This is a genomic window from Stenotrophomonas sp. NLF4-10 (genome assembly GCF_022359915.1).
In the GTDB taxonomy this organism is placed as follows: Bacteria; Pseudomonadota; Gammaproteobacteria; order Xanthomonadales; family Xanthomonadaceae; genus Stenotrophomonas; species Stenotrophomonas daejeonensis.
This window is the reverse complement of sequence record NZ_JAKSEE010000003.1, coordinates 131,582-146,103: the sequence shown is the minus strand read 5'-3', so window position 1 is coordinate 146,103 and position 14,522 is coordinate 131,582. Positions and strand designations below refer to the sequence as shown.

11 protein-coding genes are annotated in these 14,522 nt (G+C 70.8%); 9 read left to right on the top strand and 2 right to left on the bottom strand.

The features are described 5' to 3' along the window. Window positions 1-8: 8 nt before the first annotated feature. From MIC98_RS00810 to uvrD, 9 genes are all read left to right on the top strand, one after another. Entirely contained in the window at window positions 9-1,280 is a 1,272-nt protein-coding gene (locus MIC98_RS00810; protein ID WP_239734951.1) for a TolC family protein, read from the top strand. Then, a complete protein-coding gene (locus MIC98_RS00805) occupies window positions 1,277-2,278 on the top strand; it encodes an efflux RND transporter periplasmic adaptor subunit (protein WP_239734950.1) in 1,002 nt (333 codons plus the stop codon). The genes MIC98_RS00810 and MIC98_RS00805 overlap by 4 nt, the downstream gene beginning before the upstream one ends. Then, on the top strand, window positions 2,268-5,474 hold the full coding sequence (locus tag MIC98_RS00800; RefSeq protein WP_239734949.1) for a CusA/CzcA family heavy metal efflux RND transporter: 3,207 nt from the start codon (window positions 2,268-2,270) through the stop codon (window positions 5,472-5,474). The genes MIC98_RS00805 and MIC98_RS00800 overlap by 11 nt, the downstream gene beginning before the upstream one ends. A 16-nt stretch (window positions 5,475-5,490) precedes the next feature. After that, a complete protein-coding gene (locus tag MIC98_RS00795; RefSeq protein ID WP_239734948.1) occupies window positions 5,491-6,135 on the top strand; it encodes a cation transporter in 645 nt (214 codons plus the stop codon). Between the two features lie 55 nt (window positions 6,136-6,190). Further along, complete coding sequence (locus tag MIC98_RS00790) at window positions 6,191-6,871, top strand: hypothetical protein (protein ID WP_239734947.1); 681 nt, start codon at window positions 6,191-6,193, stop codon at window positions 6,869-6,871. A gap of 233 nt (window positions 6,872-7,104) precedes the next feature. Then, a complete protein-coding gene (rpmB, locus tag MIC98_RS00785) occupies window positions 7,105-7,341 on the top strand; it encodes a 50S ribosomal protein L28 (RefSeq protein ID WP_054668347.1) in 237 nt (78 codons plus the stop codon). Between the two features lie 13 nt (window positions 7,342-7,354). After that, window positions 7,355-7,519 carry a 50S ribosomal protein L33 gene (gene rpmG / locus MIC98_RS00780; protein ID WP_057640054.1) on the top strand — a complete coding sequence of 55 codons (165 nt, stop codon included), beginning with the start codon at window positions 7,355-7,357 and terminating at the stop codon, window positions 7,517-7,519. 150 nt (window positions 7,520-7,669) lie between these two features. Beyond that, window positions 7,670-9,058, top strand: a complete 1,389-nt coding sequence (locus MIC98_RS00775) for an FAD/NAD(P)-binding protein (protein ID WP_239734946.1) — start codon at window positions 7,670-7,672, stop codon at window positions 9,056-9,058. Between the two features lie 100 nt (window positions 9,059-9,158). Beyond that, complete coding sequence (gene uvrD / locus MIC98_RS00770) at window positions 9,159-11,348, top strand: DNA helicase II (protein ID WP_239734945.1); 2,190 nt, start codon at window positions 9,159-9,161, stop codon at window positions 11,346-11,348. Here the strand turns inward: uvrD and MIC98_RS00765 are convergent. Both MIC98_RS00765 and MIC98_RS00760 read right to left on the bottom strand, forming a co-directional pair. Then, window positions 11,324-12,178 (bottom strand): helix-turn-helix domain-containing protein, encoded by an 855-nt coding sequence (locus tag MIC98_RS00765; RefSeq protein ID WP_239734944.1) that lies wholly within the window; start codon window positions 12,176-12,178, stop codon window positions 11,324-11,326. The two genes, uvrD and MIC98_RS00765, sit on opposite strands and share 25 nt — an antisense overlap. Window positions 12,179-12,302: 124 nt before the next feature. Further along, window positions 12,303-14,459, bottom strand: coding sequence for a winged helix-turn-helix domain-containing protein (locus MIC98_RS00760; protein WP_239734943.1), 2,157 nt, complete (start codon window positions 14,457-14,459; stop codon window positions 12,303-12,305). Between the last annotated feature and the right edge of the window lie 63 nt (window positions 14,460-14,522).

The window sequence follows — 14,522 nt, the reverse complement described above, 5'->3', positions numbered from 1 at the left end:
GATTCCCCATGTGGAAACGCCTGGCCGCGCTCGCGGCCTTGGCGATCGCGCCGTGCGCCTTCGCGCAGGCGCCGTCGCCGCCTGCACCCTTGACCCTGGACGAGGCGATCGGCCGCGTCGCCCGCCTCCACCCCGACCTGCGCCTGCCGGCGTTGCAGCGCGCCGCCGCCGAAGCCCGTCATGACGGCGCCGGCTTCAAGCCGCCGCTGGTGTTCGGCGTCGAAGTCGAAAATGTCCTCGGCACCGGCACCCGCCGCGGCTTCGACGGTAGTGAAGTCACGGTCTCGCTGGCCGGTGTTCTCGAACGAGGCGGCAAGCTCGACGCCCGCCGCGCGGTGGCGCAGGCCAACCTCGACGCCGTGGCCCCGCAGCGCGAGATCGCACGACTGGACCTGATGGCCGAAGTCGCACGCCGCTACCTGGCGGTCACCGCCGCGGACAACCGGCACCGGATCGCGCTGGACGACATCGAGCAGCGCCGCCGCGCGGTGCAGGCCGCGCGCCTGCGCCTGCAGGCCGGCGCCTCCCCCGCGTCCACGCTGCTGACCGCACAGGCTGCACTGGCGCAGGCCGAACTGGACCGCGACCGCGCCATCGAGGCCGGCCGCGCCGCGCGGCTGTCGCTGGCCGCGCTGTGGAATGCGCGCGAGGCGGATTTCGACGCGGTCAGTGGCGATCCGCTGCAATTGCCGGCAGTGCAGGATTTCCGGCAATTGGCGCAGCTGCTGGCCGATACCCCGGAGCTGGCGCTGATCGCCGGGCAGGCGCGCGTGCGCGAGGCGCAGGTGCAGCTGGCGCGCAGCCAGCAGCGCGGCGACCTGTCGTGGCAACTGGGCGTGCGCAACGATCGCGCCAGCGGCGACACCGCGCTGGTCGGCGGTTTCAACCTGCCGCTGGGCGGTACCCGCCGTGCCGCACCGGACATCCGCGCCGCGCAGGCGGAGTTGGCAATGACGGCGCTGGAGCGCGAATCCCGCGCGCTGCAGCTGCACGCGACGCTGGCCGAAGCCCACGGCCGCTACCGCACCGCGCGACTGGAGGTACGGCGCCTCGGCAGCGACGTGCTGCCGCAACTGCAGCGCGCTGAAAAGAGCGCCGAAACCGCATGGCGCGCCGGCGCCATCAGCTACCTCGAATGGGCGCAGCTGCAGGCCATGCGCGTAGAGGCGCGGCAACGCCAGCTCGACGCCGCGCTCGCCGCGCAGACCGCCCTGATCGAGATCCAGCGCCTCACTGGGCAATCGCTGCTCGCCACCGCTGCCGAAGGAACCACGCCATGAAGGCTTCCCTGCCGATTTCCCCGATGTTCCGTGCCACCGTGCTGGCGCTGTTGCTGGTGGGCCTGGTCGCCTGCGGTGGCCGCTCCGGTGCGAACGATGCAACCGCTGCGCAGGACGGAAACGCGCATGCCGACGACGGCGATGACGAGCCTGGCCACGACGACCACGACGACCACGACGCCGGGCAGACCACCATCCCCGCCGCGCAGGCGCACGCGGCCGGCATCGTCAGCGCCGCCGCCGGCCCCGGCACCATCGCCGACGAACACGAGGTGCAGGGCCTGCTGGCGCCGATCGACGGGCGCACCGCGCAGGTCACCGCGCGCTTCCCCGGCCCGATCCGCGCGTTGCGCGCCGACGTCGGCGATGCAGTGCGCGCCGGCCAGCCGCTGGCCGCCATCGACAGCAACCTCAGCCTGACCACCTACACCATCGCTGCGCCTATCTCCGGCGTGGTGCTGTCGCGACAGGCGCAGGTGGGCGGCGTCGCCGGCGAAGGACAGCTGCTGTTCGAGATCGGCGACCTCTCCAGGTTGTGGGTGGACCTGCACATCTTCGGCAGCGACACCCAGCACATCACCGCCGGCGTGCCGGTCACCATCACCCGCATGACCGACGGCGCCAGCCAGGCCACCACGCTCGAACGCGTGCTGCCGGGCACCGCCACCGCCAGCCAGAGCACGGTGGCACGGGCCACCATCGGCAACGATGACGGCCTGTGGCGACCCGGTGCGGCGGTGCGCGCGCGCATCGTCGTGGCCAGTACCCCGGCCGAAGTCGTGGTGCCGCTGGCCGCATTGCAGGACATGGAGGGCCGCGAGGTGGTGTTCGTGCGCGAGGGCGACACCTATCGCGCGCGGCCGGTCACGCTCGGCGCGCGTGATGCGACGCAGGTGGCGGTGACGCAGGGCCTGCGGGCCGGCGAGCAGGTGGTGGTAGAGCAGAGCTATACGGTGAAGGCCGACATCGGCAAGGCGGGGGCAGGCCATGAACATTGAGCTTCCCGCGCGCGCCGGCCTGCTCGAACGCACCGTCGCCGCCGCCATCGCCCACCGCTGGCTGATGCTGGCGCTGACCGGGGTGCTGGTGCTGGCCGGCATCTGGAGCTTCACCCGGCTGCCGATCGACGCCACCCCCGACATCACCAACGTGCAGGTGCAGATCAACACGGCCGCACCCGGTTACTCGCCGCTGGAAGCCGAGCAGCGCATCACCTTCGCGGTGGAGACGGCGATGGCCGGGCTGCCGCGGATGGAGAACGTGCGCTCGCTGTCGCGCTACGGCCTGTCGCAGGTGACGGTGGTGTTCGCCGACGGCACCGACCTGTATTTCGCCCGCCAGCAGGTGGCCGAACGCCTGCAACAGGTGAAGTCGCAACTGCCCGAAGGCCTGGACCCGCAGCTGGGGCCGATCGCCACCGGCCTCGGCGAAATCTTCATGTACACCATCGACGCCGACCCGGCCGCGCGCAAGGCCGACGGCACGCCCTACACCGCCACCGACCTGCGCACCCTGCAGGACTGGGTGATCCGCCCGCAGCTGCGCACCGTGCCCGGCGTCACCGAGGTCAACAGCATCGGCGGCTACCAGCGGCAGGTGCACATCACCCCGGACCCGGCCAAGCTGCGCGCGCTGGGCTTCACCCTGGAGGACGTGGTCGCCGCGGTGCAGGCCAACAACCGCAACGTCGGCGCCGGCTACATCGAGCGCAACGGCCAGCAGTTCCTGGTGCGCATCCCCGGGCAGGTGGCCGACCTGCAACAGATCGGCGACATCGTGCTCGACCGCCGCGAAGGCGTGCCGATCCACGTGCACGACGTGGCGGACGTCGCCGATGGCCCGGAGCTGCGCAGCGGCGCGGCCACGCAGGACGGCCATGAAGTGGTGATGGGTACGGTGATGATGCTGGTCGGTGCCAACAGCCGCGAGGTGGCGCAGGCGGTGGCCACGCGTTTGCAGCAGGCACAGCGCAGCTTGCCCGAGGGCGTCACCGTCACCGCCAGCTACGACCGCACCGCGTTGGTCGATCGCACCATCGCCACCGTGGCGAAGAACCTGCTGGAAGGCGCGCTGCTGGTGATCGTGGTGCTGTTCCTGCTGCTGGGCAATTTCCGCGCGGCGCTGGTCACCGCGGCGGTGATCCCGCTGGCGATGCTGTTCACCCTCACCGGCATGGCGCGCGGCGGCGTATCGGCCAACCTGATGAGCCTGGGTGCGCTGGACTTCGGCCTGATCGTCGATGGCGCGGTGATCATCATCGAGAACTGCCTGCGCCGCTTCGGCGAACGCACGCAGGCACTGGGCCGGGGGATGACGCGCGATGAGCGCTTCGCCGAGACCGCTGGCGCCGCCGCCGAGGTGATCCGCCCCAGCCTGTTCGGCCTCGGCATCATCACCGCGGTGTACCTGCCGGTGTTCGCGCTCACCGGGGTGGAAGGCAGGATGTTCCACCCGATGGCGATCACCGTGGTGCTGGCGTTGAGCGGCGCGATGCTGCTGTGCCTGAGCTTCGTGCCGGCGGCGATCGCGCTGTTCCTCGGCGGCCGCGTGCAGGAGCAGGAAAACCGATTGATGGCATGGCTGCGCCGGCGTTACCGGCCGCTGCTCGACCTCGCCCTGCGCCACGGGCGCTGGGTGGCCGGCGGCGCGCTGGCGCTGGTGCTCGGGTGCGGCCTGCTGGCGACGCGGCTGGGCAGCGAATTCGTACCCACCCTCGACGAGGGCGACGTGGCGATGCACGCCATGCGCATCCCCGGCACCAGCCTGAGCCAGTCGGTGCGCATGCAGGTGCAGATCGAGCAACGCCTGTTGCAACAACCGGAAGTGGCCAAGGTGTTCTCCAAGATCGGCACGCCGGAGGTCGCCTCCGACCCGATGCCGCCGTCGGTGGCCGACACCTTCATCATGATGAAGCCGCGCGGCGACTGGCCCGATCCGCGCAAGCCGCGCGCCGTGCTGCTGGCCGAACTGGAGGCGGCGGTGGAGGTGCTGCCGGGCAACAACTACGAGTTCACCCAGCCGATCCAGATGCGCATGAACGAGCTGATCTCCGGCGTGCGTGCCGACGTGGCGGTGCTGCTCTACGGCGACGACCTGGACACGCTGATGGACGTCGGCCGGCGCATCGAGAAGGTGGCCGCCGGCGTGCCGGGCGCGGCCGACGTGCGGCTGGAGCAGACCAGCGGCCTGCCGTTGCTGACCATCACCCCGGACCGGCGGAAGCTGGCCGGCTACGGCCTCAACCCGGGGCAGGTGCAGGCCACCGTCGCCACCGCGGTGGGCGGTGAGGTGGCGGGGCAGTTGTTCGAAGGCGACCGCCGTTTCGACATCGTGGTGCGCCTGCCCGAGGCCCTGCGGCAGGACCCGGCGGCGCTGGCCGACCTGCCGGTGTCGCTGGCGCCGGCGCTGGCCGGCGGCCAGCATGACGAGGCCAGCCGTGGCGCCAGTTGGCGCTCCGGCGCGCCGGCCACCGTGCCGCTGCGCGAACTGGCCGGCATCGGCACCAGCGAAGGTCCGAGCCAGATCAACCGCGACAACGGCAAGCGCCGCATCGTCGTCACCGCCAACGTGCGCGACCGCGACCTCGGTGGCTTCGTCGCTGAACTGCAGCGTGCGGTCGACGCGCAGGTGGCGCTGCCGGCCGGCTACTGGATCGACTACGGCGGCAGCTTCGAGCAGCTGATCGCGGCCGGGCAGCGGCTGGCGGTGGTGGTGCCGCTGACCCTGCTGCTGATCTTCGCGCTGCTGTTCTGGGCGTTCGGCTCGGGCAGGGACGCGGTCATCGTATTCAGCGGCGTGCCGCTGGCGCTGACCGGCGGTGTGCTGGCCTTGGCGCTGCGCGGCATCCCGCTGTCGATCTCGGCCGGCGTCGGTTTCATCGCGCTGTCCGGGGTGGCGGTGCTCAACGGGCTGGTGATGGTCAGCTTCGTGCGCCACCTGCGCCAGGCCGGCCATGCGTTGGACGCCGCCGTGCGCGAGGGCGCGCTGGGCCGCCTGCGGCCGGTGCTGATGACCGCGCTGGTGGCCTCGCTGGGCTTCGTGCCGATGGCCTTCAACGTCGGTGCCGGCGCCGAGGTGCAGCGGCCGCTGGCGACGGTGGTGATCGGCGGCATCGTTTCTTCCACCCTGCTGACCCTGCTGGTGCTGCCGGTGCTGTACCGCTGGCTGCACCGGCGCGACAATGCCGGGTCATGAACGGGCCGGAGGCGACATGAGCGACTGCTGCGGCTGCGGCAAGACGCTGGAAGTCGAGCGCATGCAGGCGCGGCAGCGGCGCGTGCTGTGGTTGGTGCTGGCGATCAACCTGCTCACCTTCGCGATGATGATGCTGGCGGCCTGGCACAGCGGCTCGGCCTCGCTGTTGTCGGGCAGCCTCGACAACCTCGGCGACGCGCTGACCTACGCGTTGAGCCTGGCGGTGGTCGGCGCCAGCGTCGCCGCCAAGGCGCGGGTGGCGATGCTCAAGGCGGTGTTCATCCTCTGTGCCGCGCTGGCGGTGGCCGCGGGCATCGGCTGGAAGCTGGCGCACCCGCACCTGCCGCTGTTCGAGAGCATGGGCATCGCCGCGCTGCTGAACCTGGCCGCCAACCTGCTGTGCCTGCGCCTGTTGTGGCCGTACCGGCAGGGCGACATCAACCTCGCCTCGGCGTGGGCCTGCTCGCTCAACGATGTCTACGAAGGCGGCGCGGTGATCCTCGCCGCGCTGGCGGTATGGGCCTTCGGCACCGGCTGGCCGGACCTGCTGATCGCCGTGGCCTTGCTGCTGCTGTTCCTGCGCTCGGCCTGGCGGGTGGCGCGCGCGGCGTGGCACGAGCTGCGCGGGCAGGACGAGGGCTGCACCGGATCGGCTTCCTGAACGGGAGGACGTGCGGCATCCTGTCGTCCATCGCACGAGGAGAATGGGAAGCGCCATGAGAATGCGCTGGATCATCGTCCTGCTGTCGTCGGCCGTGGCTGGCAGCGCTGCTGCCGAGGGCATCTACATCGAATTCCTGTGGTCGAAGACGCCGCAGGGGGCCATCGCCCGGCAGGAGACGCGCCAGTTCCTCACCGAGGGCGGCCATGAACATCAGGTCTGCGTGGCCGCCAATGCGAAGGAAACCGACGTGGGCGGCCTGTGGGTCGAATTCCTCGACGCCGATGGCCGGCGGGTTTCGCTGGAGGAACATGCCGACTACCCAGGCACCAAGCGTTGCTACCCGGCCAACCTCGGCAAGGATGGCGCGCCGGGCGTCTGGACGGCCAGGGTTCGGCTGGGCGATGGCCGCGCGCAGGAAAAGACGGTCCGCGTCGATCCGCGCATCGAGGATTCGCCCTACCACCTCGAACGCGGCGTTCCCTACGTGGCCGGCCGGCCCAACTACGATGGCTCGATCCCGCCGGCCGAATGGAGCGGGCGATTGGTCTGGGCGATGGATGTGGACCCGCAGGGCCGGGTGACCCATGTGGAGGTGGAAGTCGCCGAGGGCGTGGGCGAGCGCATCCGCGACCGTGCCGTCGCCGCCGGCTACCTGAGCCTGTTCCCGCCGGACCCGGCGCGGGTGGCCACTCCGCTGCGTGCGCGGCGCTCGCTGTCCTTCGCACCGGAATAGGAAGCGAGGGCACCTCACGGCCTGCCCTGTGGACAACTTGCAAGGCGCCTTGCGCTGCCGCATAATGCGCGGCTCGCTGTGTCCGGTTCAGTCCGGGCGGCGGTGCCGGGAGCACGTCCCCGCACCGCCCAACGCCGGCGTGACCCTTGATTCCCATGACGTGTGGCGGGCGACCGCCGGGGCCGCCGTCTTTCTGGCCAAGGAAGACACAACCGACATTACCGAGGTGCGCAATGTCCCGAGTTTGCCAAGTTTCCGGCAAGAAGGTGCAGACGGGTAACAACGTCTCGCACGCCAACAACAAGACCCGCCGTCGCTTCCAGCCGAACCTGCACGAGCGCCGTTTCTGGGTCGCCAGCGAGAACCGCTGGGTCAAGCTTCGTGTTTCCGCGCACGCGTTGCGCACCATCGACAAGAACGGCATCGATTCCGTTCTGGCTGAGCTGCGCGCTCGTGGCGAAAAGGTCTGAGGAGTAAACAATCATGGCAGGCAAGCGCGACAAGATCCGTCTGATTTCCTCGGCCGGCACCGGCCACTTCTACACGACGGACAAGAACAAGAAGAACACCCCCGGGAAGATGGAATTCCTGAAGTACGACCCGGTCGTTCGCAAGCACGTGCTGTACAAGGAAGGCAAGATCAAGTAATCCGTGAGGATTGCCATCTGCCGTTTCGCATGAAGCCCGCCGCAAGGCGGGTTTCGTGTTTCAGGAAGGTGAAAACCGGTGGCCGTCGTTGCCATCAGCACATGCGCCGCTGGCATCAGGCTTTCCGCCGGCATCGCCTACAATCGGCCGATGACGATTTCCGACCAGCCGCAGGCCTGCGACGTCGCGATCATCGGCGGCGGCGCCGCCGGCACGCTCGCCGCGATCGGCGTGCTGCGTGCCGCCACTGCCGCACTGCGGGTGGTGATCGTCGAGCCGCAGTTGCCGCTCGGCCGCGGCGTGGCCTATGCCACGCGCCATCCCGAGCACCTGCTCAACGTGCCGGCCGGCAAGATGAGCGGTTTTCCCGACCGTCCCGACGATTTCCTCGACTACCTGGTCGAGCAGCGCGCATTCCCGCAGCTGCAGCGCGACGCGCTGGCGCGGACCTTCGTGCCGCGGCTGCACTACGCCGGCTACCTGCGCCGGCGCCTGCAGCAGGCGGTGGACGCCAGCCCGGCGCAGCTGGATGTCCGCGCCGGCCGCGTGGTGGCGCTGGAACGGCATGCCGATGGCATCGTGCTGCAGCTGGATTCGGGCCAGCCGCTGCTGGCCGGCCGCGTGGCGCTGTGCAGCGGCAATGCGCTGCGGCCGCTGCCGGCGCGCGGTGCCGGCGCGGTGCCGGCGGGCAAGCGCGTCGAGGCCTGGGATTTCGACGCGGTGCGCGGCATCCCCACGAACGCGGACGTGGCCATCGTCGGCTCCGGCCTGAGCATGGCCGACAGCGTGGTGTCGCTGGCCGCGGCGGGGCACAAAGGCCATGTCCACATACTGTCGCGCCACGCGCTGCTGCCCCTGCCGCACGCCGCCGGCCCGGCCGCCGACTACGACCCGCAACCGCTGCTGGCGATGCCCCTGCGCCAACGCCTGCGCATGCTGCGCCGCCATGCCGCCGAGGCGGCGCTGCGCGGCATCCCGTGGCAGAGCGTGATGGAGCGCATCCGGCCGCTGGGGCAGGCGTTGTGGCAGTCGTTGACGCCCGACGACCAGCGCCGTTTCCTGCGCCACGTGGTGCGTTACTGGGACGTGCACCGCCACCGCATCGCCGCACCGGTGCACGCGCAGTTGATGGAGCTGCGCCGGCAGGGCCGCCTGCACCTGCATCGCGGGCGGCTGGAGACGGTGGTCGCCGAAGGCGCCTGCGTGCACTTGGTGGCGCTCGACCCGCGGCGCTGCCCGTTCCAGCTGGACGTGCAATGCGTCATCAACGCCACCGGCGTGGAAATGCGCGCGCAGGCCATGCGCAACCCGCTGCTGCAGCAACTGCTGGGCAGCGGCATCGCCCGCCCCGGCCCGCACGGCATCGGCGTGGACAGCAGTGCCGACGGCAGCCTGCTCGACGCCGAGGGCGTGGCCGACGCCCGCATTCGGGTCGTCGGCAGCCTGCGCATCGGCACGCTGTGGGAAAGCCTGGCGATTCCCGAATTGCGCACGCAGGCCGCACAGGTGGCACAAGCCCTGCTGGGCGAACTTCGGTAGGAGCGACGCGAGCCGCGACCGGGTTTCATCGGGAAAGCATGGCCGCGGCTCGCATCGCTCCTGCCGCCAGGCACCCGCGGCATCCGGCTAAAATGCACCGATGGATGTTTCCCACCTGCTCGACGGGCTGAACCCGGCCCAGCGCGAGGCCGTTTCCGCGCCTCCCGGTCATTACCTGATCCTCGCCGGCGCCGGCTCCGGCAAGACCCGCGTGCTCACCCACCGCATCGCCTGGCTGCACGAGGTGCATGGCGTGCCGACCCACGGCATCTTCGCGGTGACCTTCACCAACAAAGCCGCCGGCGAGATGCGCCAGCGCATCGACCTGCAGCTGCGCAACGGCGCGCGCGGCATGTGGATCGGCACCTTCCACGGCCTGGCACACCGCCTGCTGCGTTTGCACTGGGCAGATGCGAAGCTGCCCGAAGCCTTCCAGGTGATGGATTCGGACGACCAGCTGCGGCTGGTCAAGCGCGTGGTGCAGGCGCTGGAACTGGACGACGGCAAGTTCCCGCACAAGCAGATCGCGTGGTGGATCAACCAGCAGAAGGACGAGGGCCGCCGCCCGCAGCACATCCAGCCCGAGCCGCACGACGCGTGGCTGGAGACGATGCGCCAGTGCTATATCGAGTACCAGCAGCGCTGCGACCGCGCCGGGCTGCTGGACTTCGCCGAACTGCTGCTGCGCGCGCACGAACTGCTGCGCGACAACCCGGCGTTGCTGGCGCATTACCGCACGCGCTTCGGCGAGATTCTCGTCGACGAGTTCCAGGACACCAACGCCATCCAGTACGCCTTCGTGCGGGTGCTGGCCGGCGACTCGGGCAACGTGTTCGTGGTCGGCGACGACGACCAGGCGATCTATGGCTGGCGCGGCGCCAAGGTCGAGAACGTGCAGCAGTTCCTGAAGGATTTCCCCGGCGCGCAGACCATCCGCCTCGAACAGAACTACCGTTCCAGCGCCAACATCCTGGGTGCCGCCAACGCGGTGATCGCGCACAACCCCGGCCGCATCGGCAAGCAGCTGTGGACCGACAGCGGCGACGGCGAACCGATCGACCTGTTCGCGGCCTACAACGAGATGGACGAGGCGCGCTACTTGGTCGAGCGCGCGCGGCAGTGGGTGCGCGACGGCGGCAGCTATGGCGACATCGCCGTGCTGTACCGCTCCAACGCGCAGTCGCGCGCCTTTGAAGAAGCTTTGCTCAGCGAACAGGTGCCGTACCGCGTGTATGGCGGCATGCGCTTCTTCGAGCGCGCCGAGGTCAAGGACGCGCTGGCCTACCTGCGGCTGCTGACCAACCGCAACGACGATGCCGCGTTCGAGCGCGCGGTCAACACGCCCACCCGCGGCATCGGCGAGCGCACGCTGGACGAGGTGCGGCGCATCGCCCGCGCGCAGGCCGTGTCGTTGTGGGAAGCGGCGATGCTGGCCACGCAGGGCAACGACCTCACGTCGCGCGCGAAGAACGCGCTGGCCGGCTTCCTCAACCTGATCCAGCAGATCGGTGGCGAAACCGTGCAGATGACGCTGGCCGAGCGCATCGACCATGTGCTGGTGCGCTCGGCGCTGCGCGAGCACTGGAGCAAGGAAAGCCGCAATACGCTGGATTCGGAATCGCGCAGCGACAACCTCGACGAACTGGTGTCGGTGGCCTCGCGCTTCATCCAGCGCGACGCCGACGAGGAAGGCACCGCCGACATGAGCGAACTGGTCGCGTTCCTGTCCTATGCCTCGCTGGAGGCCGGCGAAGGCCAGGCGCAGGCTGGCGAGGACGGCGTGCAGCTGATGACCCTGCATTCGGCCAAGGGACTGGAGTTCCCGCTGGTGTTCCTCGCGGGCATGGAGGAGGGCCTGTTCCCCGGCGCGCGTTCGCTGGAGGAAAGCGGGCGGCTGGAGGAGGAACGGCGGCTGGCCTACGTCGGCATCACCCGTGCCCGGCAGAAGCTGGTGCTGGGCTATGCCGAATCGCGCCGCATCCACGGCCAGGACAACTACAGCCTGCCTTCGCGCTTCCTGCGCGAGATCCCGCGCGAGCTGCTCAACGAAGTGCGGCCCAAGGTGCAGGTCTCGCGCCCGGCCTCGCTCGGCGCCAGCCGCGTGGCCGGCCACGCCGCGCTGGAAGCGCCGCCGCTGAAGCTCGGCGCGCTGGTCACCCACCCGAAGTTCGGCGAAGGCATGGTCACCGACTACGAGGGCAGCGGCGCCCACGCTCGGGTGCAGGTGGAGTTCGCCGAGGCCGGCAGCAAGTGGCTGGTGATGGCCTACGCCAACCTGACCGCGCTGTGAGCAGCCACGGTGCTGCGGTAGCGTGAGGGCGGTTGCCGGTAGCGGTTGCTGAAGGCGCGCGAGAAGCTGCAGCAACTGTCGAAGCCGCAGGCCTGGCCGATGTCCGAAACCGACAGCGGCGTGGAAGCCAGCAGGTGGCAGGCGCGTTCCAGCCGCAGGCGGTGGTTGGCGGCCAATGGGCTTTCCCGGTACAGCGACTGGAAGGTCTTGGCGAAATGGCAGACCGACAGGCTGCTCAGTTCCGCCAGCTCCGCCAGCCGCACCGTGCGGTGGGCGTTGCCTTCGAGGAACAGCCAGGTGCGCTGCAGCCGCGCCAGCACCTGCAGCTTGCGCTGCCGGCTGCGGCCCGGGCAGCGTGCGAGCAGGCCGGCGATGTCGGCCTGCCGGGGTGCCAGGAACGCCAGCAGTACCCGCAGGCAGCGCTGGCGGCGCTCGCCGGTGGCCTGCGTGCCCTGCCGCCACAGGCGCAGCAGGCTGCGCAGTTCGGCGGCCGGCAGCCGGCAGCGACCCGGCAAGGGGGCGGCCCCGGCGTCCCGTGCGGCCTGCTCCCAGTCCGCGGCCGGCACCGTGATGCCGAGCAGCAGGCCGCCGCGGCCGGCCTGCACCTGCGGCGCCGAGTCGCGCTCGAACACCACCCAGTCGCCGCGCTGCAGTTGGAACACGCCTTCGCGGGCATCGATGCGCGAGCCGCCGCGCATCTGCAGGCACAGCACCACCGACTGGCCGGGCAACTGCAGGTTGCCCAGCCGCGACACCGCGAACCAGCGCGGCCCGGTGGGAACGGGATGGTCGTGGGTGGCGCCGCGATCGGCGGTCAGGATGTCGAGCATGGTCGGAAGCCTCGTCCGGGACAGGCTTCCTGTTTGCCCGCGACGGCGCGGGAAGTTCGCAGGATCGGGTGATTTCGCGCTGAAATCGAACTGACGCGGGGATGAAAAAAATATTGCGGCCGGTTCAACGGCCGCCGGGCAGGGGCATCCAGCCGATGTCCTCGTTGTGGCCGCTGCCGAAGCTGTAGTACAGCTCGCGCCGTTGCGGGTCCAGGCTGGCGCCGTGCAGGCTACCCGGCCGCGGGTCGAGGCAGGGGGCATCGGCATCCGTCCGGCGCGGCAACGGGATCCAGCGCAGGCCGCATTCGCCATCGTTGCCGAGCAGGGCGCTGCCGCCCGGCCACGCCACGACCCGCCGACCCTGGTTGTAGGGGCTGCTGGCCAGCAGCGGGCGGCTCCCGTCGCCGGCGCCCAGGCCGTCGAGTAGCCGCGGCGCAGCCAGTGCCATGCCCGTCTCCCAGACGCCCCAACTGCTGCGGCGGGTGAACAGCAACCGTTGCCGGGCCGGGTCATGGAACACGAAGCCGACGTCCTCCAGCCGCGCCAGCGTGCGCCAGGGCGTGGTGGCGGTGTCGTACAGGGTGGCCGCGCTCAGGCCCTTGCCATGGTCGAGGGTGGCCAGCAGGCGCCGGTCCGGCAACGCGATGGCATGGGTGGGCGCCGGCCCGGGCGCCGGCAGCACGCCGACGCGACCGCTGGGCAGGGTGACCTCGTGCAGGCGCTCGCCCTGCGGCGTGGTGCCGACCACCAGCAGGCGGCTGCCATCGGCCGACCATGCCGGCACCTGCCGCAGCAACGGCGCCAGCCCATCGACCGGTTGCGGCGATTCGGGGCGGTCGCGCACCGCCCACCACAGGCGGGTGCTGCCGCTGCGGTCGGACAGGAAGGCCAGGAGGCGGCCATCGGGGCTGAGCGAGGGCAGGGTGTCGTTGCCGGTGGATGTGAAGACGCGCTCCGGCGGCGGAGCGGCATCGCCGGCCTCGGGCACGCGCACCCGGTACAGCGCGCTGGAGGTGGCGATGCCGGCGATGAAGGTCAGCACCGGCGCGTTGCGGGCGATGTGCGGATAGGCGACGTCGTCGACGCCGAGGTCGGCCAGCGTGCCGCTGGCCAGTTCCAGCCGCGACAGGTGCAGGCGATGGTCGAGGAAGCGCGACAGCACCAGCGCCTTGCCGTCCGGTGTCCAGGCGAAGCCGTAGAGGTTGGTTTCCAGCCGGGTCAGCCGCTCCGGGTCGCCGCCGCTGGCCGGCACGCGCCACAGGTCGCCGCGCGAGATGCCGCGCTGGAAGGCGATCCACTTCCCGTCGGGCGAATAGGCCGGGTGCGAATCGGCATCGTCAGGCGCGCGCGCGTAGGCCAGCTCCCGCACCGTGCCGCTGGACAACTCCAGCGTGCGCAGCAACGGCCCGCCGAATACCAGATGCCTGCCGTCCGGGTGCCAGCCGAACTTCTGCGGCGATGCCGGGCAGGGGCCGATCTCGCGGGGCTCGCCGCCGCTGGCGGCGATGCGCATCAACCGGCACTGGCCATCGAGGGTGCGGAAGTAGGCGATCTCGCGCCCATCCGGTGACCACGCCGGCAATGTGTGGCGTTCCCCGGTCACGGCCGTGGTCAGGGCGCGTGGTTGCATCGAGCCGGTGGTTTGCAGCATCAGCGCGGCGGTCCGCTCGTCGCCGGAGAAACTGCTGTAGGCCACCAGCGTGCCGTCGGGCGACAGCGCCGGCCACAGTTCGCTGCCGGGCCGCGAAGTCAGGCGCTCGTAGGCAACGGCCGCAGGTGTTGGCGTGGCGGCCTGCCGCCTGCCGTCGTGCCACCACCAGGCCAGCAGCAGGGCGATGCACATGCAGGCGATGACCAGCATCGGCGGCAAGCGGCGGCGTGGTGGTGCAACGGGTGCGTCCGTCGTGGCGTCGCCGGCAGCGGATTCGGGCAACCATTCCACCGCGGGCAGCAGCCGATAGCCGCGTTTGGCGATGGTCTCGATGCAGGTGGCCGGCTTGCCGTCGCCCAGTGCGCGGCGCAGTTGCGCGATGGCCTGGGTGAGCACCTCGTCGCCGGGCAGCGTGTCCGGCCATACCGCCTCCAGCAGTTCCTGCCGGGCGAACACCTTGCCCGGCTGCAGGGCAAGCGTGGTCAGCACGTCCATCGCCTTCAACGGCACGCGGGTACGCCGGCCGTCGCCGCGGGTGATCTCGCGGGTACCGGCATCCACGTGTGCGTCGCCGATGCGCAGGCGTTCGGCGGGCAGCGCGCTGAGGATGTCGTGGTGGTCGCGTGGCATGCGGAAGCGGGCGGCGGTGCGGAATCGCCGGATCGATTATGCCGTTTCCGTGCGGTTGCGACG